General features: G+C 35.9%; 9 protein-coding genes and 1 other annotated feature. Of the genes, 6 read left to right on the top strand and 3 right to left on the bottom strand.

The annotated features are described in order from the left end of the window. Positions 1 to 412 precede the first annotated feature (412 nt). Positions 413 to 4,384 (bottom strand): glycosyl hydrolase, encoded by a 3,972-nt coding sequence (locus tag ACECE_RS28445; protein ID WP_010250869.1) that lies wholly within the window; start codon positions 4,382 to 4,384, stop codon positions 413 to 415. A 450-nt stretch (positions 4,385 to 4,834) separates the two neighbouring features. Between ACECE_RS28445 and ACECE_RS0221135 the strand changes: the two genes are divergently transcribed. Both ACECE_RS0221135 and ACECE_RS32450 read left to right on the top strand, forming a co-directional pair. Next, positions 4,835 to 5,179, top strand: coding sequence for a DUF4234 domain-containing protein (locus ACECE_RS0221135; RefSeq protein WP_010250867.1), 345 nt, complete (start codon positions 4,835 to 4,837; stop codon positions 5,177 to 5,179). 33 nt (positions 5,180 to 5,212) lie between these two features. Further along, positions 5,213 to 5,614 (top strand): DUF2752 domain-containing protein, encoded by a 402-nt coding sequence (locus ACECE_RS32450; RefSeq protein WP_010250865.1) that lies wholly within the window; start codon positions 5,213 to 5,215, stop codon positions 5,612 to 5,614. A gap of 97 nt (positions 5,615 to 5,711) precedes the next feature. On the opposite strand, the gene ACECE_RS0221125 is transcribed toward ACECE_RS32450, so the two are convergent. Next, positions 5,712 to 8,243 carry an AMP-binding protein gene (locus tag ACECE_RS0221125; protein ID WP_010250863.1) on the bottom strand — a complete coding sequence of 844 codons (2,532 nt, stop codon included), beginning with the start codon at positions 8,241 to 8,243 and terminating at the stop codon, positions 5,712 to 5,714. 152 nt (positions 8,244 to 8,395) lie between these two features. Further along, positions 8,396 to 8,651: a binding site (T-box leader), on the bottom strand. Between the two features lie 247 nt (positions 8,652 to 8,898). Here ACECE_RS0221125 and ACECE_RS0221115 point away from each other — a divergent pair. Next, positions 8,899 to 9,162 (top strand): hypothetical protein, encoded by a 264-nt coding sequence (locus tag ACECE_RS0221115; protein WP_010250861.1) that lies wholly within the window; start codon positions 8,899 to 8,901, stop codon positions 9,160 to 9,162. A 97-nt stretch (positions 9,163 to 9,259) separates the two neighbouring features. Here ACECE_RS0221115 and ACECE_RS0221110 read toward each other — a convergent pair whose 3' ends face one another. After that, the gene (locus ACECE_RS0221110) at positions 9,260 to 14,935 is read right to left on the bottom strand and encodes a cellulose binding domain-containing protein (RefSeq protein ID WP_010250859.1); all 5,676 of its coding nucleotides are present in this window, start codon (positions 14,933 to 14,935) and stop codon (positions 9,260 to 9,262) included. Positions 14,936 to 15,176: 241 nt separating this feature from the next. Between ACECE_RS0221110 and ACECE_RS0221105 the strand changes: the two genes are divergently transcribed. The 3 genes from ACECE_RS0221105 (at position 15,177) to ACECE_RS0221095 (ending at position 18,338) form a co-directional block, all read left to right on the top strand. Continuing rightward, positions 15,177 to 16,052 (top strand): hypothetical protein, encoded by an 876-nt coding sequence (locus tag ACECE_RS0221105; RefSeq protein ID WP_010250857.1) that lies wholly within the window; start codon positions 15,177 to 15,179, stop codon positions 16,050 to 16,052. A gap of 29 nt (positions 16,053 to 16,081) precedes the next feature. Beyond that, positions 16,082 to 16,576 carry a hypothetical protein gene (locus ACECE_RS0221100; protein ID WP_010250855.1) on the top strand — a complete coding sequence of 165 codons (495 nt, stop codon included), beginning with the start codon at positions 16,082 to 16,084 and terminating at the stop codon, positions 16,574 to 16,576. Positions 16,577 to 16,667: 91 nt separating this feature from the next. Further along, positions 16,668 to 18,338 carry a S16 family serine protease gene (locus ACECE_RS0221095; RefSeq protein ID WP_162862613.1) on the top strand — a complete coding sequence of 557 codons (1,671 nt, stop codon included), beginning with the start codon at positions 16,668 to 16,670 and terminating at the stop codon, positions 18,336 to 18,338. The last annotated feature ends 63 nt before the right edge of the window (positions 18,339 to 18,401 follow it).

Raw genomic sequence — 18,401 nt, 5'->3', positions numbered from 1 at the left:
GCAGTATGACATATTCAAGAATAATTATACACCCTAAATTGATTATGTGTGTCATAAATGTCACACATTTTACAACTTTGATAAAAAAAGTCAGGTAACAGCCTGCTGCTTACTTGCAACAAATTGTATTTGAGTAAAATAATTGTGAAATACACTGACATTACAAGGTTTTGGCAAGAAACAATCAAAATTCCGAAAGTACTTACCTCTTTGATTTTATTACATTTGCTTTGAAAATTCCCCAAGAAGGAAGACAGGCAATGTTAAATTCCTGTCTTTATATATTATTCAGAAACCAATTATTTTGTTAAAACTTTATCCAGCTGCCTTGAAAACATTATCGTAAATAAAAAACGCCCAATCTCATTGGTAAAAGCATTACCCTTGAGATTGGAACGTTATTTAATAAGCTTTAAAACTTGCCTGTAAGAATATATTTTCTTACTAATGCAAAGTCAATGGAATTTGCATTACCATCTTTGTTAACGTCAGCAGCCTTCAGGGCATCTCCCTCCAAATATTCAAACCCTAATAAATGCCACCTTAACAGTGCAAAGTCAATTGAATTTACATGAGTGTCTCCATTAACATCACCTAAAATTATTTCGTCACCAGTTGATATTTTCTTAAACGTAACAGTTGTTACATCCGAAGTTACCACTTTGATGTCATCATAATAAAGAGCAGAATCCAATTTATATGTTGAAGCATCTTCACCTTCTGGAACTATTGTATTGCTCCACAAGCCAAAGCTCTCAATATTAGCTGGATCGAACACTGCTGTCTTATCATCTCTTCCAACAAAGCTTGAGAATGGAATGGTTACTAAAACAGGCTCTGTTGAACCATAATAATCCGCATACTGATTGAGATATACCTCAAATACGTTACTGCCGGATGTAACCTGAATAACAACTTTTTGTTTTTTACCATCAGGAATTGTCCATAATTGCACGGCATTTTTGCTGGACCAATCCGCACCATTCATATTCTTCACTATACCTATATAGCCGTTGGAAGCTAGTGAATATTTGAATTCCAAGCCGTATTTGCTTTCATAGCTCTTGCTTGTTAACGAAGGAACAAGCGTACAACCTGTACCATTTCCCATAGTCCAATTTGAATTAAGGAGCTCATTATCTCCATAATAATATTCAAAAGTATCTACTACTAATGGGTCAATTACAGGTTCCGGCATATTAAATTTAGCATTAATTGTATTAACAACCTTCCCGTCAACTGAAAGTGAAATAGTTCCTAATGTTTCGCCAACAGCATTAAGTATTTCTTTAGTTAAGCTTGCTGTATAAATTCCACTTTCATTTTTTGCAGCTGTTATTTCTTTTGCTACTGCACCTGTCTTGTTTTTTGCAATAAACTTAACAACTGAGCTATCCTTTGCATTTGAAACATTTGCTTCTAGTGTCATTGGTTCAAGTACACGGCTGCCTGATGTCGGTGCCATAATATAGCCTGAAGTATTAGTGTTTGTTTGGATAGATACATCTATTGCAGTATAATCACCTATCTGCTTAGCAAATACTGAATTTGGCTTATTATAGAAGTCAATAAAATAATCCAGCATTTCATGACCTTTCATAGGCTCACCTGCATTACTTACTACATAAGGTGTATAGAAATTGGTAGTATCAAAGTTTGCCCATACCAAGAAATATGAAGCCTTTGAACCTACAACAGCATCGAGTATTTCATTGTACCAGTCTTTTCTTGGATTTCCTTTAATCAAAACCGGAGTACTGCCACTAGCCATACCTGTTTCTGTCACAGCAAACAGCTTGTTATGCTCTTCAGCGAACTTTTGTACAATGCTCAACTCAGTAGTGAAATTGCTGATGAAGCTATCTCCTTCTGCAGGTGTTTGATGATACATGTCAAATCCAACCATATCTACATAATCATCACCAGGATAGCGGATACCATATTCAGCAGTACTTGCTGCTTCACTGCTTGGTCCATATACATAAATAAAGTTGTGAACCCCTTTTACATCGCGGAGGTATGATACTGTGTATCTATATAGGTTTATATATGCTTCTGCATCGCAATTACCTTTACCCCACCAGAACCAACCACCTGTACATTCATGGAAAGGTCTGAATAATACACTGATGTTATCCTTCTCCAAAACCTTAGCATAATCAGCAATCATGTCCAGATAAGCAGTAAAATATTTGTTTAAATCCTGCCGTGGCATAATCCTAGCAACAACATCACCTGTACAATTATTTGGAGTATATCCGGAGAAATTGTATGAACCGTCTGCTAATATACCTACTTTTTCTGAATTGTTGCCGTATGTAGGATTATCTAAACCTATGCCCAGCTTAACTCTCTTATCAATTACATCAAAGTTTGGCATATGTGCTGAAAAAGTAATAACAGCACCTTTGTCGGCAGCTTCCTTTGTGACTTTAGCACATGCAGCAACACGTTCTTCCAAGGTTGCATTCCACTGTGCTACTGAAAGCTCGTTACCTGTAAGTGCAAGTGCGTCAATACCCATAACTGCTGCAGTAGAACCTGTTACATCTTCAACATCCGATTTGGACAATGCAACATTTCCAGCCTTACAAGTAATATCATTTTGATGTCCAAACAACACACTATCTGTTTTTCCTACTGCTTCAAGATATGCATAAAGCTGTGCAGCAGATTTAATAGCTTTATCATCAGTCAGTTTTACACTATTTGGTATTTCTTGTGTCATGCCATTAGCTGTAACAGAATCAGAAGTTACGCTGACAGGGATTTGCTCTTCAACAGTCTTTGTAGCTAACACATAATTATCTTCTATTACTGCCTGACTAAATGTAACATTATCTATATAGATAATTCCTTTATAATCTATATTACTTCCTACTATACCAAGTGTAAAATTAATAATAGAATTGGCTGAACTTGAAAAGTTAATCACTACTGTTGCCTTTTTTAATCCATTTCCGTAATCTTCTACATCAGTGATATTAGCGTTTTTGTCTATTGTTCCAGCAAACAACTTAACCTTAAAAGAACCCATTGTCATTTTTGCAGGATCATAAATGAAATCAAATGAGAACTGATTATATCCTTCCAACTGTGCTTGCTCTGCAAATGAATACATAACCTTTGCTTCGCTCCATGATGCAGCAGAATCTGCTGAATAATCAACACCCAACATCATTGAACCTTCACCAACTGCAGCATCATGTCCAATTGTCAAACCGCCGTTATAAGCGTAACTGCCGCCATTTGCCCAACCGGTAATATCTTCTGCTTTTGCAAAGTCAAATACAATAGGAGTTACTTCAGGTAAAGGAGGCTCTTCGTTTGATATGCCATTTACAAGTTTAACATTATCAAGATATACTTTACCTGTATAATCACAGTTACTTGCTGCCAAACATGGCACAACTGATTTTAGTCCTTGAATTTCTTCAATTTCACTTCCGAATGGAATGGATACACTTGCTTTTAAATATCCGTCTCCTGTATCTTCGAACTTATTAATACCAAGTTCCGGAATTGTTGCTGACTGTGTCCATGTCCAGGCACTTCCCATTTTTGTAACTGCCACAGCTTTTAATGCACCTGTGTATGTACTTTCAGCAGGCAAATACAAATCAAAGCTTAATTTTGCGCCTTCATATATTTTGCCTGTATACTCAGTAAATAAATCTTGTTGGAATACATTCACCCAACTGTTAGTTACATCTCCGGCAACTGTATATTCCAATGCTTTTGTTTCTCCAATTGCTACTGCTGTTGCATCTTTTTCAAAATCATTCTGGTAAATTACCTCTTCTACTACCGGTACTACACTATTTACAAGTTTAACATTATCAAGATAAATTTTGCCGGTATAATCGCAATTACTTGCTGCCAAGCATGGTACAACTGATTTAAGTCCTTGAATTTCTTCAATTTCGCTTCCAAATGGAATGGATACACTTGCTTTTAAATATCCATCTCCCGAATCCGCGAACTTATTAATACCAATTTCCGGGATTGTTGCCGACTGTGTCCATGTCCAGGCACTTCCCATTTTTGTAACTGCCTGAGCTTTTAATGTACCAGCGTATGTACTTTCAGCAGGCAGATACAAATCAAAGCTCAATGTTGCTCCTGAGTTTATTTTGTTTGTATATTCAGTGTATAAATCCTGTTGAAATACACTGACCCAACTGTTAGTTATGTCGCCCTCTGCTGTAAATTCCAATGCCTTGTTTCCACCAATAAGTACTGCAGTTTCATCTGCTTCAAAATCATTTTGATAAATTACATCTTCTGCAGTTTCTGCAGATACCAAACTGACTTGAAACAATGTTCCCAGCATTGCTACTGACAGGGCTAGCGCCTGAAGTTTTACAAGCTTTTTTCTGAACATTTTGTACTTCTCCCCTTTGCATTTTTTCTTTTATATTTTGTGCAATACTCTCATTACAAGATGAATTTAAATATTGCATAATAATATCTTTATAACAGAAAACTAATATTACATTTGCAACAATCAAGCAATTAGTAACATTATTCTATCAATAATGTCCAATATATTCAAGTAATCATAATTACGAATTGCACTTCAAAAATTATTGCTCTTTATTTAAGGAATTGGTTACTTTTTTGCATCCTTTGTCGCGAAAACAACCTGCTATAACCTGCTATAAACTGCTATAAACCGCCATAAAGATAGTCGATTGACAAAATATTGATAAAATACGCACAAAAGGTTTGACTATGCAGCCATCTCAATATAGAATATATTCATAGAAAAAATACATTTTCTTATTTCTATGCAAAATAATATGCATAATTTAATTTTTTAGGGGGTGAATTTATGACTCAAAGAAATGTTGGGGTGGGTATTCTTTTGTCTATTGTTACCTGTGGCATCTATTCGCTTTATTGGATGTACAAAGTAACACAGGAAATAACCGAATATAACCATGAAAATGCTAACCCAGGGATGGAGCTTGTTCTTTCATTAGTTACATGCGGTATTTACTCCATTTACTGGAATTACAAAATGGGTAAAAGAATTTTACAGGCTCGCCTAAACTCAGGTTCTTCTGCTTCCGATGACTCAATACTGTATTTAATTCTTTCAATCTTTGGATTAGGTATTGTTTCTTTGGCTATTATGCAAAATAATATGAATAATCTGGATATGTCTAAAATGTAATGTAACAAAATATTTTTATGTAGAGTTGATTGAGTGAAAAAAGGTTTTGCACTGCTTTTAATTATAGGAAGTATTAGTCTTTTATATAGTTTAATATTTAAACGAAGTATTTGTTTATTTCTAAATCTAACTGGAATACCTTGTCCTTCATGCGGAATGACAAGAGCTTATGTTTCATTATTTAGGGGAAACTTATCACAGGCGTTTAGCTACCATCCTTTATTTCTTATGCCTTTTGTAATTATTTTTATTATGCATGAGAAAATTCGGTCTAATAAAAAACTATATAATGGATTGATTATTTCTCTTTTAGTAGTTATTTTTGGGGTCTATGTAGCAAGATTTGCAGTTTTGTTTCCCACAAAAGAACCTTTTGTATTTTTTCCAGGCGCAATATTACCAAGGTTTTTTAGACTCATAAAATCTATATTTTAAACATTATAGACTTTGCGATTATTATTCTGGACATAAAAAAGAACCAAAATTTAAAAGGAGCGGAGATTTCATACTCTCCGCTCCTTTATTATATCTGTTATGCAGTTACTATTTTACTTGCAGCCTGCAAACCTAATTTTTCAACAGCCTGCTCACGCATCTTATATTTCATAATCTTTCCAGCAGCGTTCATTGGAAACTCAGTTACAAAATCAATGTAACGCGGAGTTTTGTGTTTCGCCATGTGTGAACGGATGTAATCCTTTAGTTCTTCTTCAGTTAGCGCTTCACCATCCTTAAGTATAACACAGGCCATAATCTCCTCACCGTACTGTTTATCAGGAACACCGATAACCTGGACATCCTTTACTTTTGGATGTGTGTATATAAAATCTTCAATTTCCTTAGGATAAATGTTCTCTCCGCCTCGAATAATCATATCCTTGATACGGCCGGTAATTTTATAATACCCATTTTCATCACGCCTTGCCAAATCGCCGGTATGCAGCCATCCATTTTCATCAATAGCTGCCGCTGTTGCCTCAGGCATCTTGTAGTAACCTTTCATGATGTTATAGCCACGTGCAACAAATTCGCCATCTACATTATCAGGTAAATCCTTTCCTGTTTCAGGATCAACAATTTTACACTCAACACCAGGCAGTGCACGTCCGACTGTACTAACTCTCAGTTCAATGGAATCATCCACACGGCTCTGAGTACATCCTGGTGAAGACTCAGTCTGTCCAAACACTATCGTAATCTGTGACATATTCATCTTTTCGACTACATCCTGCATAACCTTTACAGGGCACGGACTTCCTGCCATAATTCCGGTTCTCATGTACGAGAAGTCTGTCTTGGCGAAATCCTCATGTTCGAGCATTGCTATAAACATAGTCGGAACACCGTGGAAAGCAGTTATCTTCTCCTTATTAATACATGCAAGTGACTGCTTTGGAGAGAAATAAGGTATCGGAGAGAGAGTAACTCCATGAGTCATTGAAGCCGTCATTGCAAGTACCATACCAAAGCAATGGAACATGGGTACATGAACCATCATGCGGTCAGCAGTTGAAAGATCCATACAGTCACCAATGTTTTTACCGTTATTCACAACATTGTAGTGAGTAAGCATAACACCTTTAGGGAATCCAGTTGTTCCCGAAGTATATTGCATATTACAAACATCGTGTCTATTGATGGAAATTGCACGGCGATATACTTCCTCAACCGGAACACTGTCAGCCATCGCTATAGCCTCATCCCATGTCAGACAGCCTTTCTGCTTCGAGTCAACAGTAATAATATTACGCAGGAAAGGCAGTTTTTTAATATGCAGTGGTTTTCCTGCCTCTGAACTTTCAAGTTCTGGGCAGAGTTCCTTAATAATTCCGACATAATCTGAATCCTTGAATCCATCTATCATTACAAGCGTATGTGTATCTGACTGACGAAGCAGATACTCAGCCTCATAAATCTTATATGCAGTATTTACAGTAACTAAAACAGCACCAATCTTAGTAGCTGCCCAGAACGTAATAAACCACTGGGGAACATTGGTTGCCCAAATAGCAACATGATCACCAGGTTTGACTCCCAACGCGATCAGCGTGCGGGCAAATGTATCTACATCGTCACGAAATTCTGAATAAGTTCTTGTATAATCCAATGTGGTATATCTAAAAGCATACTGATTTGGAAATTCATCTACCATACGGTCAAGTACCTGCGGAAAAGTCAAATCAATTAATGTGTCCTTCTCCCACACATATTTCCCGGTTTTTGCGCTATTGTCATACAGGTGACCCTTTATTGCACTCTTTTCCAAATAGCGTTCCATATAGTTTGCAAAATTCGGGAATACAACGCCCGCATCATCAAGGTCAGCAGCCCATCGTTTAACCCATTCGAGCGAAACATATCCTTCATAGTTAATCGAACGCAATGCCCTCATCATATCGTCAATTGGCAAATCTCCTTCTCCCATCATACGATACTTAGGCACGCCATTCTCCATTACTGAATCCTTAATATGCACATATTTAATGTATGCACCAAGATTTTGTACTGTCTTTCCAGGTTTTTCTCCTGCAAATCGGTAAGGATGGTGTAAATCCCACAAAGCTGCAACCGCATCACTTGCAACGTGGTCAAGCAGCGAGCACAAACGTGAGGTATCGGAATAAACACCGTTTGTTTCTACAAGCAGTGTCACGCCCTTTTCCTCAGCAATCGGAGCCAAACGCTTTAAAGCAGCAAGAACAACACTGTCATCTACCTCGCCATTAGGTTGAGGCTCAAGGTCAGCCAATATACGTATATATGGCGTTCCAAGCTTTGATGCCAAGTCAATATACTGCATAATCTCCTGATGATTTTGTTCTGCATTTTCAGCAATCTTCAAGCAGCAGCCGGAAGAGAGACATGGAATTTGAAGACGCAACTCAGAAAGCTTTTTTACAGTATGAGGCAGCTGAGCTTCTGTAAAAGGCTGCGCATGAACAGCAAATATTTCACTGCCAAGCCCACGGATTTCGATTCCATCAAATCCAAAATCCTTAGCCATTGAATATATGTCGTTCCAGCTGAAGTCGGGACAACCTAGAGTTGAAAACGCAATTTTCATAATAATTTTCCTCCTATAAATTTCTGGGTCCGTCTATTAGTGCGGCCCTGCATATTCAAATATAAAAAACTTGGTGGCATAGCCCCATTCGGTTTTAAGAAATTTACCACGTAAATTTCTCAATAAAAAAGCCTTCGTCTCCCAGCATTTTTGCTAGAGACGAAAGCATTACACTTCCGTGGTACCACTCTTTTTGGTATTTACCATACCCACTATACGGCATTTGACAAAACGTAAAACGCCTCTCAGCATAACGGTGAGAAACCGGTTCGAACCTACTCATTCCAATAAAACTTTCAGCCGACTACTCAAGGGTGAGTTCACTTCTGCCACGCGCACTGTTTTTCAGCAACCAACAGCTCTCTAAAGCACCATAATGCAGAGTTTAATCCCTATCAACGCATTTAAGTATTTTTAAAATATGTTATCAAAATTCTCACCAGTTGTCAATAACGAGAAAATAGGTGGAAATACTTTTGCTGTTCTTATTTTTAAAAAAATCAAATATATAATTATAGATAGCGACCTGCCATTTTGTTTACATTCTGAATCAGTATATTGACCATGCAAATTCAATTCACGAATTTGCATCTTTTAACCCTTTAATTATGTGAAATATCATTATTGGAAAGTTCAAAGGAATTCAACGGAATGTATGTATTATATAATCACGCTGTACCACCCTTTCAAAGGGTGGTTTGCTTTTTTACTTGCTACGCCTAAAGGCGTGGTTTCACAAGCCATATGGCTTGCTAAGGATGACAGGATTATCAAGTCTCTTAATATCAGGGAAATCAGACAGATTTTCAGAGATTCAGGTCGAATTATCGAAATTAATAGAATACTTAGGAAGGACAGAGTAATCAAGAAAAAGGAAAAAGGATATAAGAATTTTCTTCACTCCAAACAAATTACTTAAAAAGGCAGCGTAGGGCTAATACCCATACACTGCCTTTTTAGAATCATTATTTGTTTTTGGAAGAACTTTCGGGAAGTATCGTTCTTTACGTAAAAATTTACTGAATTACCAGCTGATCGCTGTAATTGCAAACTTCCACATAATCAATATACCCATTAAAGAATCCGTACGAACTACAATCGTAATCAGATATTGCACCAATTATCATATCATAATTAAAATCACTGATATCATTAATTGAGCTAGTTGTTAATATTTTTATATTATCAATAAACAGTTCTCTATTTTTGTACGGTCCGTTTTGTTTCAATGCAATATCATGCCATCCTGGTGATAAAGTAGCACTACCCCACGGGTCAATACGAGATGAAGTTGATCCTATTTCCCAACAGTTGGCATAATTTTTCCATACACTTGTAGAGCGCCCTTTGCTGAATATTCCCTGTTGGAAGGTTTCTATTGGCTCAGGAATGTATACTCTTGCAAAAATCATATAACTGTCATCCCTATCAAAGTAAAAACACTTGTCATTTGGAATTACAACATGATCTCTATAATATGGATTGAGCTTTATGTAACCCTTTCCACTCCAGTTATTCTCACAATCGGAATCGGTTTTTAAAATACCGTCATAGTTGCCCATCTCATCTTTTACAGTTGTTCCGGATGTCTCATTAAAATTCCATCTTGCCAGTACTCCTTCATGGTATCTTTTATACTCTTTTGTTATATCGCTTTGAGATAGAGGATAGCTTCTCACATACATTTCATCCACACATCCATTAAGAAAATCATTTCCGGCTGTAGATCCGCCAACCCTTATATCTTCAACTGAAGCGCCATTCATGGCATTTCCGGTTGCTTCCAGAACTCCATTTACATAAAGATATCTCATATTTGCCGAACCATCCTGAACTACAGCTACATGATTCCATCCTTTCAAGACATTAGAAGTTCCGCTAAGTCCCACTTTGCCACCAAAATACCACTTTTTATTATTAATCCAAATTCCAAACCAATTGCTTGATGTTGCAGGTGAGCCCTTGGAAAATACTGATTGAAGCTTGGTGCTTTCAGGATCTTTTACATTAACCCACGTTGAAATTGAAAAACTTTCATTGGAGTCAAAATTGAAATCTTCCTTGTTTGCCATAAATGCATACTGATTTACACCATTTAAGCTGATAGCTTTTCCGCTTCCGCTTACGCCATTTTCATTATAGGTGGATGAAGTGTCAAGGAGATTGTTGTTACCGGAAGAGTCCTTTGCCAAAACATTGTCAAAATCATTAAATTTCCAATAAGCCAGTATACCATTCATGTCTTCAGTTGTTTGCCTTTGTCTTGGCGGCTCCGGAACAACTACTTTTCCATCAATGGAGATTCTGTTATTACCCGGATTTAACCAAACATTTTCAATTTCCTTTATCTCACTATTACCATCTTCTTTGTATATCAATTTGCATTGTGTAGATCCATTTCCGTAATATTCCACGTCTAACGATTTTCCTCCGTTTATTACATTAATGCTAAAACGGCCGCTAGCTTTCAATGAAACATTCTCAAGCTTTATCCATCTTTGTTTATTAACAGCTTGAAGCGAAATGTCCACTTTTTGATCACTGGAATCTGAGTAATTGTATACAATAATACCTCGAGTGTCATTATTGAAATCAGTATAGTGATTACTATATCCATTAATATTAAGTAGGGATATGTTATCCTTACCTTTTCCATATAAGGTAATTTCACTAGAAAATGCTGATGTCTCTAATGCAATTTGGCTCCTGTCATCAATATCCTTGGTCTCAAGATCAAAATAAATCTGACCCTTGCCTTTTCCAAAATAATAACCTGTATCACCTGTTTGAACGCCATTATCAAGGGAACCTCCAAAATAATTGACCAAAGGAATATCTCCTCTATACAATGAAACGGCTCCATAAATGTTCATATTAACATAATTACCTATATACGAACATATTGAATTGAATGGAAGGTTTTGAGGGTTTCTGAGAATGCTATAATCCAATGCATAAAATCTTCCATGCCACTTTTCTCCACTGGGCATTTCGTACTCATAGGTGTCTTTAATAGGATCTATGAATATTATACTCGATTCGTCACTGGTGTAATCATGAATAACACCTTTATTATCAGTCCCCTTAAGTCCGGCAGGTTTATTGGGATCTGCAACGTACATCAACCATTTTCCGGGATATTTTGGATTATCTGTTTCCCACCTGTATGGTAAGACCCAGTGCCCTCCACTATCCAACACTCCATCTTTAGATATATTTACTATACAATAGTTGCCTTTCTTAAAAGCTTCATAGGTATCCTCGAAAGTATAACCAGGATTTGACAAACCTCTGTCAAAATATTCTGTAAAAACACTGTTAATGCTTTTACTTCCTATTTGGTATGCCTGCTTAATATTAATTTCATTAATAAGTCCTTTATGGGCATCATCAATCGCAGTTAAATCTCTACCGTCCAATGTATCGCTGAAGTATTTGGAGAATAGCGGCTCAGTATACATTGAATTACCCGACAAGGCATCGATCGCTTCCAGACAAATCCCGAAACAGTTGCCTGAAGCTGCATTTGTCTTATACACCTGGTGGTAAAAAGTGCTGTTAAATGGATGCCAATACCATGACTCGTCATGATCAACATCTGCAAAAGTATCTGCATATTGATCCGGAGATAGTCTTGAGGTACTGAAGTTGCTAAAAGACCAAAAAACACTCCTTCTGAAATTTGATAAGCTATAAGGTATACTTACACTGTCAAAACGATATACTGCCTCAAAATTGTTCTTTCTTTTAGATGGATTTTCAAAGTATCCCCATAAATTTTCAATATCATATTTCTTTTCAATGACTCCTTTATCATCATCTGGACTGGTATCATCTGCATCTTTTCCTTCAAGATATACATCTACCGAATAATCATGAGTTAAACTGCTTGTTATTAAGTAGTTTTTATTTACTACAATAGTTTCTCGTCCTTGAGCATAAGGCTGATGAATATTTGTCACATGACCATCCGAACCCTTTATGCTTCCATTTACATATAAATCATTGGCTCCGGCTGCGCCATCACTTCCATAGGCCGTATAACTGTCAACACATATGGACAAGTCTTTGAAGGCAGCAGTACCTAGGCCATTTGCAACAATAATACCATTTGCAAAATATAAATATTTTGTTCCCTTTGCAGTAATACCTTCCGGAGCTTTTGCCAATCCCATCCAGCCTAAAACTCCGCCATTCGCTTCATACACATTTGAAATCCTAAAATCCATAAAATATGGTTCGTTTACCATGTCATAATACATCGCAAAGTTTTCAAACAAGCACTTTTGGTAAAATACTTTTGAATCTTTTATAATATCCTGAGGTGACTCTAAAGGAAAACCAACATACATCATGCTTGGATCTGTACTTATATATGTTTCATATGTTTTTCCCCATATAGCAATTGCATTATTGGCAGAACCTTCAATATAAAATATGGCACCGTGTTCAAAATTCTGATAGGATCTGGATACCGATCCAGGTTCACCTGTGGATGGTATAAGCACTTCATCTGCGATAGGCAAGCCAAGTTTATCTTTAATTGTCAAGCCATTAATATCTTGTAATTGGTTGTTGTAGCAAACTGCATTTTTACCAAATAGAATATACTGCTTGTCTTGAGCGACAACGTTTATAATTGTACCTCCTTCAAACTCTGTATACTCAATTCCGGAATCATTTTGTGAATGTTCTTTTGGAAATCCCATTGCTATATACATGTTTCTGTTATCAGTCGTAGTCATACCACCAGCTATTGACCATTTGTTAAATGCTCTATTTGAGATAAATACCGCGCCTGTAGCGTTTGAATAAACGATAAAGCCCTCGGGGAACTGTTGGAATTTACCCGGACGTGTTCCATTATAAAAATCCCGGGAAACATCAATCGGTTTGCCCATAACACCGGCATAATGCAATTCCTTCCAACATTCTCCGATGCCACAAGAGAAATCCACCATTATAGGTGTGGGTGTGGGTGTAACTGTCGGAGTAGTTATATTGCTGGGAGTTGGCGATGGAGTAAGTGAAGGCAAGCCTACAGGTTCTTGTCCGCTGATTTTTTTGTCATTATAGAACATGGTGATCTTGTCCCAGTTTGTATAATTTGCAGCCGTACTATTAAATGAATAATCATCCCATTGCTGATATTGTAAGCGATCTCCTCTTTTTAACATAGTTCGAACTACAATATTCTCTCCAGGAATCAGATTTCCGGCAGCTTCAGTGAAACCTACGGTAAGAATACAATTTACATCCGTTAGAGCTGGCTGAATATTCTCAACGGTGCCTGTCACATTAATAAGTCCTACGGATGACATATTACAATTAAACGTTTGACTGGAATTGTCTTTGTTTGTGTAATAATATTTCAGTTTTATTTTTGATAATTTTGCTATAGAAGTACCAGTATTAGTTATTCTGTACTGTGTTGTTATTTGTTGGCTTAAGGAGCCTATATCTACATTATATGATTCTACTTTCAAATTGTTGTAATCTGTTGCTATGGGAGCTGGAGTAGGAGTCGATTTTGGTGTTAGAGTTGGAGTAGGAGTAACAGAAACAAAAGGCTCGGTTCCCTTGATTAAAGCGTTCTGATAGAAGGCTGTTACTTTGTTCCACTCTGAATAGCTACTGCTTGTACTATTGAAAGAGTAATCGTCGGATTGATTGTAATTAGACCAGTCCGATTTTGAAAATCTTGTCTGTACCTCAATACTTTGTCCAGGCATCAGACTGCCTGCTCCACTTGTAAAGCCTATTTTAAGGCTGCAATCAGCCCCGTTTACAGCAGGTATAATTTGCTCAAAAATCCCTGTTACATTTGAATTTCCTACGGTAGTCCAGTCACAGAAAAAAATCTGTGCCTTTTTTTCTTCATTTGTATAATAATATTTAAGAGTTATATCTGATAGAACTATTGCTGAAGTCCCAGTATTGGATAGTTTGAATCTTGGTGCAATTGAATTGGTTGCAGAAGTCTTAACCTGATTGAAAAATTCTACTTTCAAATCATTGTTATCCGTCGCTATGGGAGTTGGAGTAGGAGTCGATTTTGGTGTTAGTGTTAGAGTTGATGTTGGTGTTGATGCTAGAGTTGGTGTTGATGTTGGTGTAACAGAAACAAAAGGCTCGCTTCCCTTGATTAAAGTGTTCTGATAAAAGGCTGTTACTTTGTTCCACTCTGAATAGTTGCTGCTTGTAATATTGAAAGAGTAATCGTCGGATTGATTGTAATTAGACCAGTCCGATTTTGAAAATCTTGTCTGTACTTCAATACTTTGTCCGGGCATCAGGCTGCCTGCTCCACTTGTAAAGCCTATTTTAAGGCTGCAATCAGCCCCGGTTACAGCAGGTATAATTTGCTCAAAAATCCCTGTTACATTTGAATTTCCTACGGTAGTCCAGTCACAGAAAAAAATCTGTGCCTTTTCTTCTTCGTTTGTATAATAATATTTAAGGGTTATTTCTGATAGAACTATTGCTGAAGTCCCAGTATTGGATAGTTTGAATCTTGGTGCAATTGAGTTGGTTGTAGAAGTCTTAACCTGATTGAAAAATTCTACCTTCAAATCGTCCTTAGGTGCTGATAAAACATTTACTCCTGCTGAAGGATTCAAAATCAAACCCAATAGCATGAGTGTAGTCAAAACAATACCCAGTGTTTTTTTAACCATACTTTTCTTGTTCATAATATTCCCCCCACATAAAATATAAATTTTGTGAAATGTCTGCACAATATTAATGTCATGAACAATATATCAAACTTTGATTTGAATTCTGATTAATAAAAATTATTTATAATTAATTAAAAACCGTCAGAAAAAAATATTTATATGTTAATATGAAATTTGACAAAAATGTATTTGGGTTTTTTATGTATGTATTATATAATTATGTTGAATTTCTTTGATTTTAAAGGAGATATACATAATGACAATTAATGATTTTCCAATGTATAGGAATAGAATGCTTGGATATATAAAATTGAATTCGCTCTGTGAGAATGATTTTATCAAACTTGCAGCAGCATTTGAAAACCTCGATCTAAGTAATTCAAGCTTGTCCGACAAGGAGCTTTTGACATGGTTATATTTCAGGACAGATTTATATATGCTGGAATACTATTATAATAAATACAAACGTAAAAAACAGATGCAAAAAAACACAAACTTATATGGAACTACCATGAAATCTGAAAATACAGATTATTATAAGATAAAATATGTTGACTTGTTCTGCAAAATAGTTGACCAGTACGAACTTTATTATCAAAGAATGGTTTTTGAGTGCTATAAGTCGGAATATGTATTCCTCAAAAATATGGAGGATGAATACCTGTTATATGATGTTATGACCCTAAACAGAGAAATAATATTATATGACTTCCTATTCCTAAATACAATAAACGGTAATCCTTATGAAAAGCTAGTATTTTGTTACAAATCATTTATTGAAGGTTGGAATTCAAAACTTATTTTAACTAAACTACGAAAAATGACACTAAATAATATTTTTATAAAATTTATTAACGAGTATTCCAAACAAGCGGGACTTCCCCAAATGGCTGTTCTTTTCTACTTTTATCCTTTGGAAGAGAGCTTGAACAGTTCAAATAAGGAACTATCAAAACTGAACAAGTATTTTACACCAATAGATATTACAAAATTCTTAAGTATGGATAAAATTGAAAAGAGTGAGTTTATAAAAAATACTATTGTAAAAAGAGTAAATTTAATAGACCGTTGGTGCACTAAAATTCGGGAAAGAATTATAAATGAAAACGTAGAATTGATGGTAAGTAAATAAATTATCTCATTGTAAAGAAGGTGTTTGTATTGGATCATATGCCTACGAATTGTCCTGACGAAGAAATCTTTATTGAGTATTTCTCCAACACCCTTGAGGATAAAAAAAGGCAAGAAATTGAAGAGCATGCTTTAGTTTGTGACCATTGCTCACAAAAAAGCAGAGAAATCAGCCTTAATGTTGCAAGAACAAGAATCGCCAAATCAAGACCTATTCTCGGTTTGGCATGGAAAAAATATGGGGATTTAATTGAGGCAAAAGCTGCTGGTGAGAAATATTCTCACAATTTACAAGAATACATAACAAACAACGGAAAATATATTGTTACATTAAGACCACTTGAAAAAAATCCTGAGCTATCCCTGCTCGAGATTGAGGTTCAGGATCATTTGATTTCAGGTTATTTAAGAGTCAGTACTTATGAGTTGAATGAGCTCCTTGAAATTGACGAGAACCATATGGCTTATAAAGTGGTGAGCAGTTCAATTGATCTTCATAAGATTATTATATCTGTTGAAAAATGATTTTATTAAGCCTCTTTCGAACGAAGTGAAAGAGGCAAAAACAGAGGAACTCTATGTCCCGGAGTTATTTTTTTTGGGGGGGATTACTAATATGGATATTTTGGCGTTATTTAGCGACGGAACAGCAGAAAAAATATTAATAGATACCTTTCCAAAAAAGGAAAGTGAAAAAGGTCTTATTATAAGGACTTCTATTTCATCAAGAGCATTAAAAGAATCTGCTGTACGAAGTATTCAAAACACATGTATTTTATTAGAAAAAAGCTCAATAGAATTTCAGGATGATATTGCGATTTGTATATATGGTTTTTCCAATACAGTGATAGGAAATAGTGCCGATCTCGCTTTTGCTATTGCTTTTACGGATTTTCTCATAACCAGAGGATATATGCCAAATAAAAAATCATTATCTTCAAGAATTGCTGCAACAGGTGTTATTGATGATAGACTAAACATCAGAGCGGTTAATGATATAAAGAAAAAAATATTGGCAGCTATTGAAAATAAGGCGAATGTGGTTTACATTCCAGAAGAAAATTTAAAAGAAATTGAAGATATAACTAAAAACAACCCGGAATTTTGCGAATTGCTTAAGAGAATAGCTTTAATACCTGTAAAGTCTTTAGAAGAAGTACTCAATCATTTAGGTATACTGAAAGATCAAACTGGCATGGTGAAAAATGGGGTAAAGAACTTTCTTTCAAAAGTCAACTCACCACTTGGGAAAATATTATTGCATATCACAGTCCTTTTACCCATAGTAACAGGTTTGGTACTTTCTTATTTGGGGGTATTCCAAAACAACGCAAAGGAAGCGGTTGCCGAGCCGATTCCCGAATATCCCGCTGCTGTGATTTTACCAAATTCATCATCCCTAGAAATAGATAATGTTCAATCAAAAACTGTTGCATCAAACACTCTCAAAAACATAAACACTCCTACTTTAATAAATATAACAACTCCAACATCTATACTTACACCAAACACATCTGCAATTACTCCAAGCATACCTATAATTATTCCAACCACTGTACCTATAAAAACTATTAAGCAAACAGCGCATGTTATAAATACACCCTCATCACCTGACTATCTTCCCACACCAACTCTACCGGTTTTTGCAACCAGTACAAGTATCCGTGCATCTTCTGTAACATCCGTTGACAAAAAAGTTGAATATACGGGAGTGGTTCTTTACGAAAATGAAGATTGCAAAGGAAATTGTACACAGAGTTTACCAGAAGGGGATTATACTCTTAGAGACCTTATTGACAATAATATAGGATTTGTCGACAATTGGGCGTCTTCTGCATATATTTCATGGGGATATACTGTTCAATTATTCGATGACAATATGCTAAAAAGTAATATTTTAAATTACAACCAATGGTTATTGTACTCAAACGGCAGGTCTAGTAGAAAGTTTAACACAATGACAAATGCAGATAATGAAGTATCTTCAGTTCGTGTAAGGTATGGAGTTGCTTTTTATCAGGATAAGGATTACGCAGGTTCGTGTTCTATGGGCTTTGATGTCGGCAAATATACACTTAAAGATCTTGAAAGCAGAGGCTTTATTGACAATTGGACTTCTTCTGTAAGTATACCAGAAGAGTGGTATATAATTATGTATGAAAATGACAACTTCACTGGTAGATCATGGAGGTTGGATTACTTTGATAATAACGTCACAAATTTTGTCAATATAGGAGCAAATGATGTCGTATCCTCCATAGAAGTTGGTGTTATCGAACCTGAGTGATGCATTTATTAAACCTCTTTCAAATGAAGTGAAAGAGGTTTAATAAAAACAGGAGTCAGATGA

It is taken from the genome of Acetivibrio cellulolyticus CD2 (genome assembly GCF_000179595.2).
GTDB lineage: Bacteria > Bacillota > Clostridia > Acetivibrionales > Acetivibrionaceae > Acetivibrio > Acetivibrio cellulolyticus.
Note: the sequence above shows the minus strand (reverse complement) of the source record. Positions and strands in the feature narration are given on the sequence as shown.

Bases quoted from the DNA above. Each gene is read 5' to 3' on its own strand.
- ACECE_RS28445 (WP_010250869.1), bottom strand. From the start codon at position 4,384: ATGTTCAGAAAAAAGCTTGTAAAACTTCAGGCGCTAGCCCTGTCAGTA.
- ACECE_RS0221135 (WP_010250867.1), top strand. From the start codon at position 4,835: ATGACTCAAAGAAATGTTGGGGTGGGTATTCTTTTGTCTATTGTTACC.
- ACECE_RS0221125 (WP_010250863.1), bottom strand. From the start codon at position 8,243: ATGAAAATTGCGTTTTCAACTCTAGGTTGTCCCGACTTCAGCTGGAAC.
- ACECE_RS0221115 (WP_010250861.1), top strand. From the start codon at position 8,899: ATGTATTATATAATCACGCTGTACCACCCTTTCAAAGGGTGGTTTGCT.
- ACECE_RS0221110 (WP_010250859.1), bottom strand. From the start codon at position 14,935: ATGAACAAGAAAAGTATGGTTAAAAAAACACTGGGTATTGTTTTGACT.
- ACECE_RS0221105 (WP_010250857.1), top strand. From the start codon at position 15,177: ATGACAATTAATGATTTTCCAATGTATAGGAATAGAATGCTTGGATAT.
- ACECE_RS0221095 (WP_162862613.1), top strand. From the start codon at position 16,668: ATGGATATTTTGGCGTTATTTAGCGACGGAACAGCAGAAAAAATATTA.